At 70.3% G+C, this 17490-nt stretch carries 16 protein-coding genes; 3 read left to right on the top strand and 13 right to left on the bottom strand.

Annotation, left to right across the window (positions count from 1 at the left end; genetic code table 11):
- Positions 1-17 precede the first annotated feature (17 nt).
- Together MSM1_RS14190 and MSM1_RS14185 are read right to left on the bottom strand one after the other, a co-directional pair.
- Entirely contained in the window at positions 18-1295 is a 1278-nt protein-coding gene (locus MSM1_RS14190; RefSeq protein WP_213443342.1) for a bifunctional 3,4-dihydroxy-2-butanone-4-phosphate synthase/GTP cyclohydrolase II, read from the bottom strand.
- 110 nt (positions 1296-1405) lie between these two features.
- On the bottom strand, positions 1406-2029 hold the full coding sequence (locus MSM1_RS14185) for a riboflavin synthase (protein WP_213443340.1): 624 nt from the start codon (positions 2027-2029) through the stop codon (positions 1406-1408).
- Positions 2030-2156: 127 nt separating this feature from the next.
- Here MSM1_RS14185 and MSM1_RS14180 point away from each other — a divergent pair, with 127 nt between their 5' ends.
- Positions 2157-2879 (top strand): LppX_LprAFG lipoprotein, encoded by a 723-nt coding sequence (locus MSM1_RS14180; RefSeq protein ID WP_213444447.1) that lies wholly within the window; start codon positions 2157-2159, stop codon positions 2877-2879.
- A gap of 4 nt (positions 2880-2883) precedes the next feature.
- Complete coding sequence (locus MSM1_RS14175; protein ID WP_213443337.1) at positions 2884-4422, top strand: MFS transporter; 1539 nt, start codon at positions 2884-2886, stop codon at positions 4420-4422.
- Between the two features lie 130 nt (positions 4423-4552).
- On the opposite strand, the gene ribD is transcribed toward MSM1_RS14175, so the two are convergent.
- The 5 genes from ribD to MSM1_RS14150 form a co-directional block, all read right to left on the bottom strand.
- Entirely contained in the window at positions 4553-5572 is a 1020-nt protein-coding gene (ribD, locus tag MSM1_RS14170) for a bifunctional diaminohydroxyphosphoribosylaminopyrimidine deaminase/5-amino-6-(5-phosphoribosylamino)uracil reductase RibD (RefSeq protein WP_213443335.1), read from the bottom strand.
- Positions 5569-6258, bottom strand: a complete 690-nt coding sequence (gene rpe / locus MSM1_RS14165; protein WP_213443333.1) for a ribulose-phosphate 3-epimerase — start codon at positions 6256-6258, stop codon at positions 5569-5571. Before rpe ends, ribD begins: the two co-directional genes overlap by 4 nt.
- Positions 6259-6315: 57 nt before the next feature.
- Positions 6316-7734: an RsmB/NOP family class I SAM-dependent RNA methyltransferase gene (locus MSM1_RS14160; protein ID WP_213443330.1), complete on the bottom strand. Its 1419-nt coding sequence runs from the start codon at positions 7732-7734 to the stop codon at positions 6316-6318.
- Positions 7731-8663 (bottom strand): methionyl-tRNA formyltransferase, encoded by a 933-nt coding sequence (gene fmt, locus MSM1_RS14155; RefSeq protein ID WP_213443328.1) that lies wholly within the window; start codon positions 8661-8663, stop codon positions 7731-7733. Before fmt ends, MSM1_RS14160 begins: the two co-directional genes overlap by 4 nt.
- A gap of 78 nt (positions 8664-8741) precedes the next feature.
- Positions 8742-10730, bottom strand: a complete 1989-nt coding sequence (locus tag MSM1_RS14150; RefSeq protein ID WP_213443326.1) for a primosomal protein N' — start codon at positions 10728-10730, stop codon at positions 8742-8744.
- Between the two features lie 216 nt (positions 10731-10946).
- Between MSM1_RS14150 and MSM1_RS14145 the strand changes: the two genes are divergently transcribed.
- Positions 10947-11912 carry an alpha/beta hydrolase gene (locus tag MSM1_RS14145; RefSeq protein WP_213444445.1) on the top strand — a complete coding sequence of 322 codons (966 nt, stop codon included), beginning with the start codon at positions 10947-10949 and terminating at the stop codon, positions 11910-11912.
- Positions 11913-11954: 42 nt separating this feature from the next.
- On the opposite strand, the gene metK is transcribed toward MSM1_RS14145, so the two are convergent.
- The 6 genes from metK to pyrF form a co-directional block, all read right to left on the bottom strand.
- Positions 11955-13169, bottom strand: a complete 1215-nt coding sequence (metK, locus tag MSM1_RS14140) for a methionine adenosyltransferase (RefSeq protein ID WP_213443323.1) — start codon at positions 13167-13169, stop codon at positions 11955-11957.
- 143 nt (positions 13170-13312) lie between these two features.
- The gene (gene coaBC / locus MSM1_RS14135; protein WP_374101725.1) at positions 13313-14554 is read right to left on the bottom strand and encodes a bifunctional phosphopantothenoylcysteine decarboxylase/phosphopantothenate--cysteine ligase CoaBC; all 1242 of its coding nucleotides are present in this window, start codon (positions 14552-14554) and stop codon (positions 13313-13315) included.
- Positions 14555-14631: 77 nt separating this feature from the next.
- Positions 14632-14961 carry a DNA-directed RNA polymerase subunit omega gene (gene rpoZ / locus MSM1_RS14130; RefSeq protein WP_213443321.1) on the bottom strand — a complete coding sequence of 110 codons (330 nt, stop codon included), beginning with the start codon at positions 14959-14961 and terminating at the stop codon, positions 14632-14634.
- Positions 14962-15059: 98 nt separating this feature from the next.
- The gene (gene gmk, locus MSM1_RS14125; protein ID WP_307857398.1) at positions 15060-15677 is read right to left on the bottom strand and encodes a guanylate kinase; all 618 of its coding nucleotides are present in this window, start codon (positions 15675-15677) and stop codon (positions 15060-15062) included.
- 257 nt (positions 15678-15934) lie between these two features.
- Complete coding sequence (gene mihF, locus MSM1_RS14120) at positions 15935-16252, bottom strand: integration host factor, actinobacterial type (protein ID WP_213443319.1); 318 nt, start codon at positions 16250-16252, stop codon at positions 15935-15937.
- 378 nt (positions 16253-16630) lie between these two features.
- The gene (pyrF, locus tag MSM1_RS14115) at positions 16631-17488 is read right to left on the bottom strand and encodes an orotidine-5'-phosphate decarboxylase (protein ID WP_213443316.1); all 858 of its coding nucleotides are present in this window, start codon (positions 17486-17488) and stop codon (positions 16631-16633) included.
- Positions 17489-17490 lie beyond the last annotated feature (2 nt).

Genomic DNA, 17490 nt, shown 5'->3' with positions numbered 1-17490 from the left:
GGAAATGTCACCAACTCTCACAAGGCGCCACCGAACTCCCCTGTGAGATGGACCGATTCGTGAAAGTCATCGAGACCGGCCAGGTCGTGGCCCAGCTTGTCGCGTTTGGTCATCAGATAGCGGATGTTTTCGGCATTGGCCCGGACCGGCAGCGGCACCCGCTCGATGATGTGCAGCCCATAGCCGTCGAGCCCGACCCGTTTGGCGGGGTTGTTGGTCAGCAGCCGCATCGAGCGAACCCCGAGGTCGACAAGGATCTGCGCCCCGATGCCGTAATCCCGCGCGTCGGCCGGGAACCCCAGCTTGAGGTTGGCGTCCACGGTGTCGGCGCCGCCATCCTGCAGCTGGTAGGCCTGCAGTTTGTGCAACAGGCCGATGCCCCGTCCCTCGTGGCCCCGCATGTAGAGCACCACGCCGCGGCCCTCCCTGGCGATCATCGCCATCGCGGCGTCCAGCTGGGGCCCGCAATCGCATCGGCGCGATCCGAATACGTCACCGGTCAAGCACTCGGAGTGCACCCGCACCAGCACGTCATGCCCGTCGCTGTGGGGGCCGGCGATCTCACCGCGCACCAAGGCCACATGCTCGACGTCGTCGTAAATGCTGGTGTAGCCGATCGCGCGGAACTCCCCGTGACGGGTCGGGATGCGGGCCTCGGCAACCCGCTCGACTTGCTTCTCGTGTTTGCGCCGGTAGGCGATCAAATCGGCGATGGCGATCAGCGCCAGGCCGTGTTCGTCGGCGAAGACCCGCAACTCCTCGGTCTGGGCCATCGCGCCCTCGTCCTTCTGGCTGACGATCTCACAGAGCACGCCCGCGGGACGCAGCCCCGCCATCCGGGCCAGGTCGACGGCCGCCTCGGTGTGACCGGGGCGGCGCAATACCCCGCCCTCCTTGGCGCGCAGCGGAACCACATGGCCGGGCCGGGTGAAATCGTCGGCGACGCTGGCGGGATCGGCCAGCAAGCGCATTGTCGTCGCCCGGTCTGAAGCAGAAATCCCGGTGCCGACACCATGTTTAGCATCAACAGTGACGGTGTAGGCGGTACCGCGTTTGTCTTGGTTCACCGCGTACATGGGCAACAGGCCCAGCCGGTCACAGATCGCGCCGTCCAGTGGCACACACAAATACCCCGAGGTATAGCGCACCATGAACGCCACCAGCGACGGGGTCGCCTTTTCGGCGGCGAAGATGAGGTCGCCCTCGTTCTCCCGGTCCTCGTCGTCGATAACGATGACGGCCTTGCCGGCCGCGATGTCGGCAACCGCCCGCTCGACGGAGTCCAGCCTCGTCATCTCTGCCACCTAGCCCGTTATGCGACGGGAACGCCATCTGAAAGAACCCGCAAAGACCTCAAGTGTTGCATCCAGTATGAACCACCGGCCAACCGGTGGTTTGCCTCGGCTTACTCAGCGGGCCGGGTGCCCGCGACCGGGGCGCGCCCGCCGATCAGCCGCTCGACATACTTGGCGATCACATCCACCTCCAGGTTCACCGACGCACCCACCGGGGCGCGGCCCAGGGTGGTCAGTTCGCGGGTGGTGGGTATCAGCGAGACCTCGAACCAGCCCCGGCCGAGACCGGAAACGGTCAGCGAAATCCCGTCGACGGCGATCGATCCCTTTTCGACGACGTAACGCGCCAGCGCCGCGGGCAGCTCGATCCGCAGCACCTCCCAGTGCTCTGCCGGGGTGCGGGCCAGAAGGGTGCCGGTGCCGTCCACGTGACCCTGCACAATGTGCCCGCCGAGGCGGCCATTCACGGCCGCGGCACGCTCCAGGTTCACCCGGCTGCCGAGTTGAAGCTCGCGCAGATTGGACCGGCGAAGCGTCTCGGCCATCACATCGGCGGTGAACTGCCCGTCGGGCAGCAGGCCGGCAACGGTCAGGCACACCCCGTTGACGGCGATCGAATCGCCGTGGCCGGCGCCAGCGGTGACGGCGGGACCGCGGATGGTGAGGCGGGCGCAATCCGCGAGGTCGGCTCTGCCGGTCACCTCACCTAGTTCCTCGACAATTCCGGTGAACATCGCACCAGGGTAATGAGTCTTTCGGCCCGAAACCATCGCACCGGCGGGGACGGCCCCCGCCACCGGCCGGACCGCCGGGGCCGCGTTGTCCGGGATCTGGCCGCCGGCACCCTCTACGATGCTCGATATGCAGACGCCTCGCCGAAAATGCCGAATATCGGGCCGAATACCCGCCGTACTTGCCGCCGTGAGCATCACCACCGCCGTGCTCGCCGGCTGCGGCCCCGCGAAACACGCCGCCAAGCCGCTGCCGGATGCGGCGACGCTGCTCAAGGAATGCAGCCAGACCACCAAGGGCGTCACGAGCGTGCACCTGGTGCTGTCGGTGACCGGCAAGGTCAAGGGCCTGCCGGTCAAGACGCTGACCGGCGATCTCACCACCACTCCCAGTACCGCGGCGAAGGGCGATGCCACGATCACCTTGGCGGGCAACGATGTCGACGCTCAGTTCGTGGTATACAACACCGTCTTGTATGCGGCGCTCACCCCGAACAAATGGAGCGATTTCGGGCCGGCCGCCGACATCTATGATCCGGCGTCGATCCTGAATCCGAACACCGGTCTGGCGAACATGCTGGTCCACTTCATCGACCCGACGGCTCAGGGCCGGGCAAACCTCAACGGCCAGGACACCGTTCGCATCAGCGGCAAGGTCTCCGCAGACGCAGTGAATGCGCTCGCGCCGCAGTTGAACGCGACACAACCGCTACCGGCCACCGTCTGGATTCAGGAAAACGGCAGCCATGAGCTGGTGCAAGCCACGATGGATCAAAGCCCCGGCAATTCCATCCAGATGACCCTGTCGAATTGGGGCGAGCCGGTGCAGGTCACGAAACCACCGGTGAGCTAAGCCGATGCGCGCCAGCCGCAGGGTTGCGATCAGCGCCGGCAGTCTTGCCGTGCTGCTCGGCGCCCTGGACACCTATGTCGTGGTCACCATCATGCGCGACATCATCAGCACCGTCGGCATACCGATTAACCAGCTGCAACGGATCACCCCGATCGTCACCTGGTACCTACTGGGCTACATCGCCGCCATGCCGTTGCTGGGCCGGGCGTCGGATCGCTTCGGCCGCAAGCTGCTGCTGCAAGCCAGCCTGGCCACGTTCGCCGTGGGCTCGGTGGTCACCGCGCTATCGACCGATCTGCACGTGCTGGTGGTCGGGCGCACGATCCAAGGTCTGGCCGCGGGAGCGTTGCTGCCGGTCACGCTGGCGCTGGGCGCCGATCTGTGGTCGCAACGCACCCGCGCCGGCGTGCTCGGCGGCATCGGCGCCGCGCAGGAGCTCGGCAGCGTGCTGGGCCCGCTGTACGGGATCTTCATCGTCTGGCTGCTCAGCAAATGGCAGTACGTGTTCTGGATCAATGTGCCGCTGGCCGTGATCGCCATGGCGCTGATCCAAGTCAGCCTGCCGTCGCGGGACCGCAGCGCCGACCCGGCGAAGATCGACCTGGTCGGTGGGGTATTGCTGGCGATCACCCTGGGCCTCGCGGTGATCGGGCTGTACAACCCCGCCCCCAATGGTCAGCAGGCGCTGCCGAGCTACGGTCCGCCGCTGGTGGTGGCGGCGATCGCGGCGGCGGTGGTGTTCGCGCTCTGGGAGCGTTTCGCGCGCACCCGGCTGATCGATCCGGCCGGCGTGCACTTCCGGCCGTTTCTGGCGGCGCTGGGCGCGTCGGTGACCGCGGGCGCGGCGCTGATGGTGACGCTGGTCGACGTGGAGTTGTTCGGCCAGGGCGTGCTGGGGATGGACCAGGACGAGGCGGCCATTTTGCTGTTGCGCTTTCTCATCGCGCTGCCGATCGGAGCGCTGCTAGGCGGATGGATCGCCACCCGGGTCGGCGACCGCGCGATGACATTCGCCGGCTTGCTCATCGCGGCCTACGGCTACTGGCTGATCTCCAAGTGGCCGGTCGACCTGCTGGCCGATCGCCACCATGTTTTCGGTCTGCTCACCCTGCCGGCGCTGGACACCGATCTGGTGGTGGCCGGCCTGGGGCTGGGCCTGGTCATCGGGCCGCTGTCTTCGGCCGCGCTGCGGGTGGTCCCCTCGGCGGAGCACGGCATCGCCTCGGCGGCGGTGGTGGTGGCGCGGATGACCGGCATGCTGATCGGGCTGGCCGCACTGAGCGCCTGGGGATTTTATCGGTTCAACCAGATCGTGGCCGGTTTGACGGCATCGATACCGGACAATGCCAGTTTGGCGGTCCGGTTGGCCATCCACGCTCGGTTGTACCGGCAGGCCTTCGCGCAGATGTACGGCGGCATCTTTACGGTCACCGCCATCGTCTGCGTCGTCGGGGCGCTGCTGGGACTGCTCGTCAGCAGCCGCCGCGCCCGCGCCGAGGAACCCGAGATCCCCGAGCCGCAGACCGTCGGGCCGAAGGCCTAACGCCTACCGCGGACACCTGCCCCAAGACACCTACCGCAGACACCTACCGCGAGCAGCCGCAAAATCGCCGCAAACTCGCGATTTTTGGGTGCCTTTGCGTGTGCTCGCGCCAAAGTTGCGCCAAAGTTGTTTACCGCGGCACCAAGCTGAGCACCAGGTCCGGGCCGACCCGCTCGACGCCGTCGAATTGCCAGCGCAGTGCCCGTGCGATGTTGGGGACCCCGACGTCATCGACCGCGGTGACCGGCCCGCCCAGCAAAATTGGCGCCACATAGGCCAGAATCCGGTCGATCGCGCCGGCGCGCAGAAACGCGCCGGCAAGTGTGGGGCCGCCCTCCAGCAGGACATCGGTGCGGTCCGACAACGCCTTGAGCACTTCGTGCGGGTCGTGGGTGCGGATCACCATGGTGCGTGAGTCATCGTTGAGAACCCGGGCTTCTGAGGGTATGTCACGCTTACCTACCACGACGCGCAGCGGCTGGCGATCCGCGAGGGTGCCGTCGGGCAAGCGGGCCGTCAGTGCCGGGTCATCGGCGAGCACCGTGCCGGTGCCCACGATGATGGCGTCGGCGGCCGCGCGACGGCGATGCACATCCGCGCGTGCGGCTTCGCTGGCGATCCACTGGCTGGAGCCGTCCGCGGCGGCGCTGCGGCCATCGATGCTGGTGGCATACTTCCAGGTCACGTGGGGCAGCCCGGTCTTTTGTTTGTGCAGCCATTCCCGCAGTGGCCCGGCCACCACCAGATCGGCCTGCACCCCCGAAACCAGCTGCACGCCCGCCGCCGCCAGCCGGGCGGCGCCCCCGGCGGCGATCGGGTTCGGATCGGCTACGGCATACACCACCGCCGCGACACCGGCACCCAGCAGGGCGTCCACACACGGCGGCGTCTTGCCGTGGTGGTTGCACGGCTCGAGGGTGACCACCGCGGTGCCGCCGGCGGCCAACGCTCCGGCACGACGCAGCGCCACCACTTCGGCGTGTGCGCCACCGGCCGGCTCGGTGCCACCAGCGCCGACGACCCGCCCGTCACGGTCCAAGATGACCGCCCCGACCGGGGGGTTGGGATAGGTGCTGCCCTTGACCATGTTGGCGTGCTCCACGGCCAGTCGCATGGCGGCGTCGTGGCTTAGGGCCTCTGGGCTTTTCATGGGTCTAGGTGCGCTGACGCGGCGGCGGCCAGCCGGCGTAATTTTTCGACCGCACCCGCGGGGTCGTCGGTGTGGTAGACGGCCGTACCGGCGACGAAGCAGTCGACTCCCGCCTCGGCCGCCTGCGCCACGGTGTTCTCGTTGATGCCGCCGTCGATCTCCACCAGGACGGTCAGCCGGCAGGCATCGATGGCCCGCCGGGCGGTGCGCACCTTCTCGAGCACTTCGGGGATGAACGTCTGGCCCCCGAACCCGGGATCCACCGACATGATCAGCAGGGTGTCGAAGTTGGGGAGGATCTCCAGATACCGCTCGATCGGTGTCTGGGGCTTGATGCCCAGCCCGGCCCGGGCGCCGGCGGCCCGGATGTCGCGGGCCACTCCCACCGGGTCGTCGGTGGCCTCGGCGTGGAAGGTGACGTTGTAGGCACCGGCCTCCGCGTAGCGATGCGCCCAGCGGTCGGGATTGTCGATCATCAGGTGGCAGTCCATCGGCAAAGTGGTGTGCGCGCGAAGGCTTTCCACTACCGGCAGGCCGATTGTCAGGTTCGGCACGAAATGGGCGTCCATCACGTCCACGTGCAACCAGTCGGCGCCGTCCACCGCGGCGGCCGCGTCGGCCAGGCAAGCGAAATCTGCCGAGAGGATCGATGGCGCGATCAGCGGCCGGCCGTTGTCACCGGACATGCCGTCAGCCTAACCAGCGCTGCGCACCGGCGCAGAAGCGCTGGGGGCTTTCGGCCCTCATGCGTCGCATCGCCGTAGCGCGGCCGCGAACATCGCGTCGGTACCGTGCCGGTGCGGCCACAGTTGCGCATAGGGCCCTTCGCCCAGCTGATCGACCGGCTCGAATAAGCGCCGGGTATCCAGCGCGCACACCGGATGACGACGCACCGCATCGGCGACGACGCCCACGGTTTCGGCCAGGTGCGGCGAGCAGGTCGCATACAGCACCACGCCGCCGGGCCGGGTCAGCGCAACCGCGGCGGCCAGCAGTTCGCGCTGCAGCTTGACCAGCGCCGGGACGTCGGTGGGCTGCCGTCGCCATCGGGCCTCCGGCCGGCGCCGCAACGCGCCCAAACCGGTGCAGGGCGCATCGACCAGCACCCGGTCGAAGCCGGGCGGCAGACCGGTGCGCCGCCCATCGGCGCGCAGCACGTCGACCGGCAGCCCACGGGTGTTCGCGACCACCATGTCGGCGCGCCGGGCGGCGGGCTCCACCGCGGTGACCCGCGCCCCGCGGCGCGCTCCCAGCGCGGCCAGCAGCGCGGTCTTGCCGCCGGGCCCGGCGCACAGATCCAGCCACCGTCCGGCGTCGTCGGCGACGGGTGCCAGCGTCAGCGCCCGGGCGACAAGTTGGCTACCCTCGTCCTGTACCAGGGCCTGGCCGTCGCGCACCGGGGCCAGCTGCCCGGGATCACCGGTGCGCAGGTACACCGCGTACGGCGAATAGCGGCCCACCGTGCCGTGCACCGCGGCAGCCAGCTCCGCAGCGGTCAGCACGTCCGGGCGGGCAGCCAGGTGCACGTGCGGTCGTTCGTCGTTGCTGGCCAGAACCGCGTCGAGTTCTCCAGCCGCCGCCCCCAGCGCATCGGCGAAGGCCTGCGCGATCCACCGCGGGTGCGCGTGCACGAAGGCGGCGTGCCCGATCGGATCGCTTGCCGCGTCGGGAGCTAACTCGGCCACCCAGGAGGCCTCGTCTCGGCAGCTGATGGCCCGCAGCACAGCATTCACGAAACCAGCCCTGGCCGAGTCGAATTCGAGTCCGGCCTGCTCGACTGTGGTGGACACCGCGGCGTGCGCGCTGACCCTCGTGCGCAGCACCTGGTAGGCGCCCAGCCGCAACAGGTCGAGCAGCACCGGGTCGATGGCCGCCGGCGCCCGGCCGGCGGCCGCGCCGATGATCGCGTCGAGCAGGCCGCGGATGCGGCAGGTGCCGTAAGTCAGCTCGGTGGCGAAGGCGGCGTCCCGACCGGTGAGACCCCGTTCGCGCAGCAACGCCGGCAGCGCCAGGTTCGGGTAGGCGTCGCGCTCGGTGACCGCCCGCAGCACGTCGAATGCGGCGCGGCGTGCCGGATCCAGCGGCCGGCGGCGCGGCCCGCGCCGGTTGGGTCCGCCGTGTTGCGTGGACTGCGAGGGGGCGCCGCCGCGCCGCGCCGTCATGACGCCCGCGCGCCCGGCTCGAGCCGGGCGCCGCGGGCCCAGTCGACAGCATTCATGAATTTCTTTCCGGGAGGCTGGATTTGGCCCAACCGCACCGGATCCGAGCCGGTGCCGATCCACACGTTGTGACGATCGACGTGAATCTCGCCGGGCTGCAGCGGTTTTGGTGCAGAACCATTGACGCGCACCGGTCCGAGTTTAACTCTCAGCTCGCCGATCAGTGTCCAGGCGCCCGGGTGGGGTGTCACCGCGCGGATGCGCCGCTCGACGGCCTGGGCCGGCAGCTCCCAGCGCACCCGGGCCTGCTCGACGGTGATCTTCGGCGCCATGCTGACCCCTTCGGCCGGCTGGGGCCGCGGGGACAACCTGCCCTCGGCGATGCCGTCCAACGTGGATACCAACAGCTCGGCCCCCGAGACCGCCAGCCGGGCAAGCAGATCGCCCGCGGTGTCCGTCGGGCGGATCGTTTCGGTGACGACCCCGTACACCGGTCCGCAGTCCAGGCCGGATTCGATCTTAAACGTCGTGGCCCCGGTGACCGTGTCCCCCGCGGCGATGGCCGCCTGCACCGGGGCCGCGCCGCGCCAGGCGGGCAGCAGCGAGAAGTGCAGGTTGATCCACCCGTGCGGGGGGATCGCGAGCAACTGGTCACCCAGCAGCGCGCCGTAGGCCACCACGGCGCAGCACTCGGGTGCCAGCTCCGAGAGCGTGGCGACGAACTCCGCGGCGTTGGGCCGTCGGGGCCGCAGCAGCGGAATGCCGCGCTCGAGAGCCAGCCGGGCCACCGGCGACGGCTGCGGCTTGCCTCTGCGGCCCGATACCGCGTCCGGGCGGGTCAGCACCGCGATCACGTCGTGGCGGGGCGAGTCGATGAGGCGCCGCAGCGCGGGCAGCGCGGTCTCGGGGGTGCCGGCGAAGACAAGGCGCACGGGCCCAGTCTAGGAAGGCGTGCTCGCGGCTTTCCTGGGTCGAAAGGTGGCGTGAGCACCCACCGGTGCGGCGGGTGCTCACCCGATATGCAGCGGGTCGATCTGCACCCGAACCGGCTGGTGAGTTTGCCGGGCGCTGAGCACGCCGACGGCGCGCCGCAGGCTGGCCGCCAGCGCCGGGCCCTGTTCACGACGGACACGAATCAGCATCCGGCTCACCGGCGCATCGGCGGGGGTCCCCGGCGGGCGGCGGGCGCCCGGCGGTAGCTCCACCGGCCCCAGCAGCTCTGTGCCCTCGGGCAGTTGGGCTTCCTGCAGCAGTGCGCTCACCGCTTCGGCGGTGCCGTCCACGGCGGCGATGCGCACACTCGGTGGCAGTCCGACTTCGGTGCGGGCGGTTAGCTCGGCATCGGCGTGACCGATCGGGTCCCACCGGATGAGCGATTGCACGGTTGGGAGGGACGATTCGGCCACCACGATCACCGTCCCACCGTCAGCGCGGGCCCGCGCCAGCGCGGCGGCGTTCATCCAGCGCCGCAGCGCGTCCTCCGCCGCGCGCAGGTCCTGGCGGCCCAGCAGCGCCCAGGTGTCTAGCAGCAGCGCTGCCCCGTACCCCCCGCTGGCGCGGGGTTCGGCCCCCGGGGTGGCGACCACGAGGGCCGGTCCGGCTGGGATCTCGGGCACGACGGTGTCCCCGGAGGAGGTGATCACCGTGGTTCCCGGAAAGCCCCGGCCGAGTTCTTCTGCGGTGCGCCGGGCGCCGACCGCCACCGCGCGGACCGTATCCGAGCCGCAGCGGGGGCAGCGCAGCGCGGAATCGAGCCGGCCGCACCAACGACAGACCGCGCCCGCACCGCCGGCGCCGGGCAGCGACAGCGGGCCGGTGCAGTGCCGGCAGCGGGCGATGGCGCGACAGCGACCGCACGCCAGCGCGGGCACGTACCCGCGCCGGGGCACCTGCACCAGCACCGGGGCCCCGACCGCCAGCGCAGCGCGCGCGGCCCGCAGTGCAACGGAGGGCAGCCTGGCGGACCGCGCCGCCGGGTCGCGCTCGTCGGCGGTCTCATCGAGGGCGACGATCCGCGGGCTGCGGGCACGCACCACGGGCCGCGGCGCGACCACGTCGTGCGCCCACCCGGCACGCACCAGGGCGTGTGCTTCGGCGGTGCGGGCGTAGCCACCGATCAGGGCGGCGCAGCGCACCTGATGGGCGCGCAGCATCGCCACCTCGCGGGCGTGCGGGTACGGTGCCCGCGGCTCGGCCAGGGTGTCGTCGCCGTCATCCCAGACGATGACCAGACCCAGGTCGCGCACCGGCGCGAACACCGCGCTGCGGGTGCCGATCACCAGTCGCGCGTTTCCCCTCAGGACCGCCAGCCAGCGGCGATAACGGGCGGCGGGACCCAGACCGGCCGACAGCGCCACCACGCTGGACTCGTCGATCCACGCCGTAGCGGTCCGCCACAGCGCATCAACATCCCGCTGATCGGGCACGACCGCCAACACCGCGCGTCCGGCGCGGATGGTTTGCGCGGCGGCCTCGGCCAAGCGCTCGGGCCACGGCTCGCCGGGTAGTGCCTGCCAGACGGCGCGGGCGGCCCGTGACTCGGCCAAAGCGGCCAGAAACTGTGCGCCCCGGCCGTATACCTCCCAGCCAGCCGGGTCGATCGGCGCGACGGCAGGCAGCCTCGGGGGGGATACGGGTTCTCGTTCGACCCGGGCGTGCCGTGGCGGTACCGCCAGCCGCAGCACGTCAGCCCGGGTTCCGGCGTATCGGGCCGCGACCGCGTCGACAAGACGGCGGACGTCGGGGGTGAGCACCGCCTCGGCGGAGACCACCCGGTCAAGCCAGCCCAGCTTGCCGGGGTGATCGGTGTCGGTACGGCGCTCTAGAACGAACCCGTCGACCAGTCGGCCATGGAAGCCGATCCGCACCCGCACCCCGGGCTGCGCGTCGTCGGACTGCTCCGCGGCGACCAGATAGTCGAACTCGCGATCCAGGTGTGGTACCGACAGCGTGGGCAGCACCCGCGCGATCGGCTCGTGCTCGGCCGGGCGCCGGGTCACGACGGGCCGCCGGTCCGCGTCGCCGCTCGCCCGCCCGGGTCGCGCCGCCGCGCCGGCCCGGCATGCTCACCCCGGGCACCAACGGCGGCCGCAACCATGGGATCGCTGGCAGCCGATCACCGGCCGCCATGCACACCGGGGCCACCGCCGGCCCCGTACCGCGCTCGAGGTGCCGCCCGGCGCGGTGCGTAGGGTGTCCCCATGCGGGACGGTCCCATGCCGGACAGCGAGGAGAAACCAGGCGTCGACCCCATTCTGCTGAAGGTACTGGACGCGGTTCCGTTCCGGTTAGCGGCCGACGAGGGGGTCGAAGCCGCGCGGCGGCGGCTGCGCACCCTGCCCCGTCGCCCCGTGCATCCCGAGCTGCGCGTCGAGAACCGCGTCCTCGACGGTCCGGCCGGCGAGCTCGCGATCCGGATCTATTGGCCGGAAACGGGATCCGTATCACCCGTCGCGCTGTATTTCCACGGCGGCGGCTTCGGCGTGGGCGACTTGGACACCCACGACGGCATCGCGCGCCAGCATGCCGTCGGCGCCCGGGCGATCGTGGTTTCCGTCGACTACCGGCTGGCGCCCGAGCATCCCTACCCTGCCGCGATCGAGGATGCCTGGGCCGCTACGCAATGGGTCGCACGTCACGGTCGCGGCATCGGAGCCGACCCGGCCCGCATGGGCGTGGCCGGGGACTCGGCGGGCGGCACCATCGCCGCGGTGATCGCGCAGCGCGCCCGTGACAGCGGCGGCCCGCCGATCGCCTTCCAGCTGCTGTGGTATCCGGCCACGCTGTGGGATGCATCGCTGCCGTCGTTCACCGAGAACGCCGGCGCGCCCATCCTCGACCGTGACGCCATCGCCGCGTTTTCCCGGTGGTACGCAGGGAACGTCGATTTGTCCGATCCGCCGGTCGGACTAGCGCCGGGCCGAGCGCAGAACCTGGCCGGCCTGCCGCCCGCCTACATCGGCGTCGCCGGTCACGACCCGCTGCGCGACGACGGGATCCGCTACGGCGAGCGGCTGGCCGCCGCCGGTGTGCCCGTCGAGGTGCACCACGCCGAGTCGTTGGTGCACGGCTACCTCGGCTACGCCGGTGTGGTGCCGGCCGCCACCGCGGCCCTGGACCGCGGACTGGCGGCGCTGCGCGCCGCGCTGCACGTGCAGCCCGGCGATGCGACGGGTGTGTGACGGTCCCGCATCGGTGTTTCGGCCCCGGCGACCACCGGGTCGTTAGGTGACCGCGCTTTTGAGGTCATCGACCTTGTTGAGCCGCTCCCACGGCAGGTCGAGGTCGTCGCGGCCGAAATGTCCGTAGGCGGCGGTCTGCGCGTAGATCGGGCGCAGCAGGTCCAGGTCGCGGATGATCGCCCCCGGCCGCAGATCGAACACCTCGCCGATGGCCCGCTCGATCTTGACCGGGTCGACGGTCTCGGTGCCGAACGTCTCCACGAACAGCCCGACCGGGGCGGCTTTGCCGATGGCGTAGGCCACCTGAACTTCCACTCGCTGCGCCAGCCCGGCGGCCACGACGTTCTTGGCCACCCAGCGCGTGGCGTACGCCGCAGAGCGGTCCACCTTGGACGGATCCTTTCCGGAAAAGGCGCCGCCGCCGTGGCGGGCCCACCCGCCGTAGGTGTCGACAATGATCTTGCGGCCGGTCAGCCCGGCGTCACCCATCGGCCCCCCGACGACGAACTTGCCGGTCGGGTTGACCAGCAACCGCACCGAGGAGGTGTCCAGGGTGTCATGGGCCAGATCGTTCAGGACGGTGTTGAGCACCTTCTCCCGGATATCGGGAGTCAAGGTGTCGTCCAGGTCGATGTCGGCGGCGTGCTGGGTGGAGATGACGACGGTGTCCAGCCGCACCGGGGTGGTGCCGTCGAAGGCGATGGTGACCTGCGTCTTGCCGTCGGGACGCAGATACGGCAGCACGCCGTTCTTGCGCACCTCGGCCAACCGCCGGGCCAGCCGGTGCGCCAGCGCGATGGGCAGCGGCATCAGCTCCGGGGTGTCGCTGATGGCGTAGCCGAACATCAGGCCCTGATCCCCGGCGCCCTGCGTGGCCAGCGGGTCCAAGACGCCCTCGACACGGGCCTCGTGGGCGGTGTCGACGCCCTGCGCAATGTCGGGTGACTGCTTGCCGATAGCGATGTTCACCCCGCAGGACGCCCCGTCGAAACCCTTGTCCGACGAGTCGTAGCCGATCTCCAGGATGCGGTTGCGAACCGTGGTCGTGATGTCGGCGAAGGCCTCCTTGGCGCTCGTGGTCACCTCCCCCACGACGTGCACCTGCCCGGTGGTCACCAGTGTCTCGACCGCCACGCGTGAGCCGGGATCCTGGCCCAACAGCGCGTCAAGTATCGAGTCGCTGATGGCATCGCAGATCTTGTCGGGATGCCCCTCCGTCACTGACTCGCTGGTAAACAGCCGTCCCGTCCGACTCACCACGCCATCCTTCCGCCTCGCCTACCCTCGTCACCCGCCAAATTGTTAGCCAGACAAATTATATCGGCCCTGCCCCGATCCGGCCCACGGTGTTGCGGGTGTTCCGGGAGCCCGAACAGACACGCCGACGGACGTCTGCTCACCTATCCGCCGCTGCGGTGCAGGAACGCGGCGACCGCATCCACGATACGACTGGCCATCAACGTCTTGGAGCCGTGCTGCAGCGCCGACTCGGTGCCGTCTGACGCCAGCAACCAGCCGTCGTTGCTGTCCACCTCAAAAGCCCGGCCTTCCCCGACGGCGTTGACCACCAGCAGGTCACAGCCCTTGCGGCGTAACTTGTCGCGCGCATGGAACAGCACATCACCGTTGGTGTCGCCGGTCTCGGCGGCGAACCCGACAATGGCGCGCATCAGGGGAAGCTGGCCCTCGGATCGCGCGCGGACAACCCCGGCCAGCACGTCGTCGTTGCGCACAAGCTCGATCGTCGGCGATGCCTCGGCACCCTTTTTGATCTTGGCCGCCGCCACCCGCGCCGGCCGGAAGTCGGCGACGGCGGCTGCCATGACCAGCACGTGGGCGTCCGGGGCATGCTTGGACACCGCGTCGCGCATCTGCTGCGCCGAGCTGACGTGCACCACCTCGACCCCGGCAGGGTCGATGAGCCCGGCGGTGTGTCCGGCGATCAGGGTCACCTCGGCGCCGCGCTGGGCGGCGACCCGCGCGACCGCATACCCCTGCTTGCCCGAGCTGCGGTTGCCGATGTAGCGCACCGGATCTATCGGCTCGCGGGTGCCGCCGGCGGTCACCAGGATCCGGGAGCCCGCAAGGTCATAAGGCAACGCGTCGGCCCGCTCCAGCAGCAGATGGGCAAACGTGGTGATCTCCTCCGCCTCGGGCAATCGGCCCGCTCCGCTGTCGGTGCCGGTCAGCCGGCCCGATGCCGGTTCCAGCACCACCGCGCCGCGGCGGCGCAGCGTGGCCACGTTGTCGACGGTGGCCGGGTGCAACCACATCTCGGTGTGCATCGCCGGCGCGAACAGCACCGGACATCGCGCCGTGAGCAGAGTGGCGGTCAGCAGATCATCGGCCCGCCCGGCCGCCGCCCGGGCCAGCAGGTCGGCGGTGGCCGGCGCCACCACCACCAGCTCCGCCTCCTGCCCCAAATGCACGTGCGGCACCAGCGGAACATCCTCGAAGACCCCCGTGCACACCGGCTCACCGGACAGCGCCTCGAAGGTGGCGGCGCCAACGAACCGCAACGCGGATTCGGTGGGAATCACCCGCACCCGGTGACCGGCCTCGGTGAGCTGTCGAACAACCGTACAGGCCTTGTAGGCGGCGATCCCTCCGGAAACGCCAACGATGATGCGTCTACGTTCCATCAGCTCGGCCCCGTGGCCATAGGGCTGATGTCGCGCCGCTTGTCACCGAGCGTCATCGCAGGCCCGCCCCGACCGTGCTATTCGCCTTCGGTGTGCTCGAGCAGGCCGGCGTGGATTTCGCGTAATGCGATGGTCAGCGGCTTTTCGTGCAAGCCCGGCTCGACCAGCGGGCCGACATATTCGAGGATGCCCTCCCCGAGCTGGTTGTAGTAGTCGTTGATCTGGCGGGCCCGCTTCGCCGCAAAGATCACCAAGGCATACTTGCTCGACACCCGCTCGAGCAACTCGTCGATTGGCGGGTTGGTGAGGCCCAGCGGGACGTCGTAGGCGGCTGCCGCGCCGGCGGCGTCGGGATGATCCCCGGCGGGAACGGCGGCCAGTCGGGCGTCGGATTGCGAAGTGCTCACGTAGGCGAATCTCCTGATGGCGTCGAGCGGCGATGAATTTGACGATAACGTAGCGAAAACTTAGCGATAAGACCTGGGCAGAACCTGGACGAACCGCATCACGCGGTATTCGGCGCAGTTCCCACTAGCAACGATACCAATTCGCTGCAGGCGGTCTCCAATCGGTTGTTCACGATGACGTGATCGAAATCCCGCTGCGCCGCCAGCTCGGCGCGCGCGGTGGCCAGCCGGCGGCGGATCGCCTCCGGCGTTTCGGTCCCCCGGCCGACCAACCTGGCCTCTAGGGCCTCCCAACTCGGCGGTGCCACAAACACGGTGACGGCCTCGGGCATCGCCTTTTTGATCGCGCGCGCGCCGGCCAGGTCGACCTCGATCAGCACCGGACACCCCGACGCGGCCGCCTCACGCACGGGCTGGGCCAGCGTGCCCGAGCGGTGCAGGCCGCCGTGGATCTCCGCCCACTCCAGCAGGGCTCCCTGCTCGATCAGCTCTTGAAACCGGGCCTGGGTCACAAAGTGGTAGTCGACGCCGTCGACCTCGCCCGGCCTGGGCGCCCGGGTCGTGACCGACACGCTAAAGCGCAGGTCGGGGATGCGTTCCCGCAAGCACTGGACCAATGTCGACTTTCCGGCCGCGGAGGGGCCGCACAGCACCACCACGCGTCCCCTGCCGTTGCGCCGACAACGCTCACCATCCGGTTCCCGGTCGTCGCCCACCGACGCTCCTGAATCCTGCGGCCCGCCCGAATCGCCCGGCTCCTGCGCACCCCGCTCCCACGGGGCGCATCGTCGCCGGGCCCGCCCGAATCGCCCGGCTCCTGCGCACCCCGCTCCCACGGGGCGCATCGTCGCCGGGCCCGCCCGAATCGCCCGGCTCCTGCGCACCCCGCTCCCACGGGGCGCATCGTCGCCGGGCCCGCCCGAATCGCCCGGCTCCTGCGCACCCCGCTCCCACGGGGCGCATCGTCGCCGGGCTAGGCGGAGCCGAACTTTTCCAGCAATGCCCTTCGCTGACGATCGCCCAGGCCGCGCAAACGCCGGGTCGGCGCGATCTCGAGCTCGGTCATGATTTCCTGCGCTTTGACCTTGCCCACTTTCGGCAACGCCTCAAGCAGCGCGGACACCTTCATCTTGCCCAAGACCTCGTCGGTCTCGGCATCCTTGAGCACTTGTTTCAGGCTAGTGCCGCCACGCTTGAGTCGATCCTTGAGCTCGGCTCGCGCTCGACGGGCGGCAGCAGCCTTTTCCAACGCGGCCGTGCGCTGTTCGTCGGTCAACCGGGGAAGGGCCACGATTCCTCCGTCTCATCGATCTGGGTTTGTCTCAGCCGGTACTCCAGCCGCGGAGACGACCGTACCCACGCTATCCGACGAAATCTAACCCGCCCCCTTGCTTGCAGCCGCAAAGGCCCAGCGTGCCGGACTGCCAACGCGCCGTTTTGCCTGCCGGCCCCGCACCTGTCCAGCGCCGCCTCAAAAGCGTCGTTCCCGTCGTATACACCCGGATCATGCTGGCTGCCAACGGTTTTCGGATGCATTGTGGGCGCGGCGGCCGCCGGCGGCGCACCCGGATGGGCGGCGGCTGCGCGCCCGGCGAACCCGAACACCGCGCCGATGATGAGCCTCCCGGCGTGTCGGGCGTGTCGCCCCGGCGCAGCGCCCGGAACTCTCTCAATCCTGAGGTCGCGCGTCGGCGCTCAACAGCGAGGATGTGACGGCGTCACGCAGCCGCTCGGCCGCCGCGCGCAGCGCGCTGACTTCCGGGCCGGCGCGCAACACCGCGCGCGATACCGCCGGCAACAGCTGTCCGGGTGCCGCCCCGCCCAGGCCGGCGAGCCCGTCAACCCGCCCGCCCTGCGCCCCGATCCCGGGTACCAGCACCGGTCCGCCCAGGGCGCTGACATCCGGCAACCCGCCGGGGTCGCCGACCAGCGTCGCGCCGACGACCACCCCGACGAAGCCCGGCTCGGGCCGCGCCGCCCGGTTGACCGAGGCCGCCTGGTCGACGATCGACTGCGCCACCGTGCGGCCGCCGGCGTCGGCGCGCTGCACCGCCGCCGCCTCCGGGTTAGACGTCGCCGCCAGCACGAACACCCCGCGCCCGCGGGCCGCAGCGCTCTGCAATAGCGGCCGCAACGAGCCGAACCCCAAATACGGCGACGCCGTGACGGCGTCGGCGGCTAGCGGCGAGTCACCGACCCAGGCCGCCGCGTAGGCCGCCATCGTCGAGCCGATGTCGCCGCGTTTCGCATCGGCCAGCACCAGCACGCCGGCGTCGCGCAGCGCGGCGATAGTGCGCTCCAGCACCGCGTAGCCCGCGGCGCCGTAAGCCTCGAAGAACGCCACCTGCGGCTTGACGACAGCAAAACCGGAGTAGGCCTGCACGCAGGTCTCGCAGAACGCCGCCAGGCCGTCGGGGGTGGCCGGCAGGTCCCACGCCCGCAGCAACTGCGGGTGCGGGTCGATGCCCAGACACAGCGGACCGCGGCGCGCGATCGCGTCGCGTAACCGGGCGCCGAACCCGGGCATCG

This window comes from Mycobacterium sp. SM1, assembly GCF_018361265.1.
GTDB lineage: Bacteria > Actinomycetota > Actinomycetes > Mycobacteriales > Mycobacteriaceae > Mycobacterium.
This window is presented reverse-complemented; position numbering and strand designations above follow the sequence as displayed.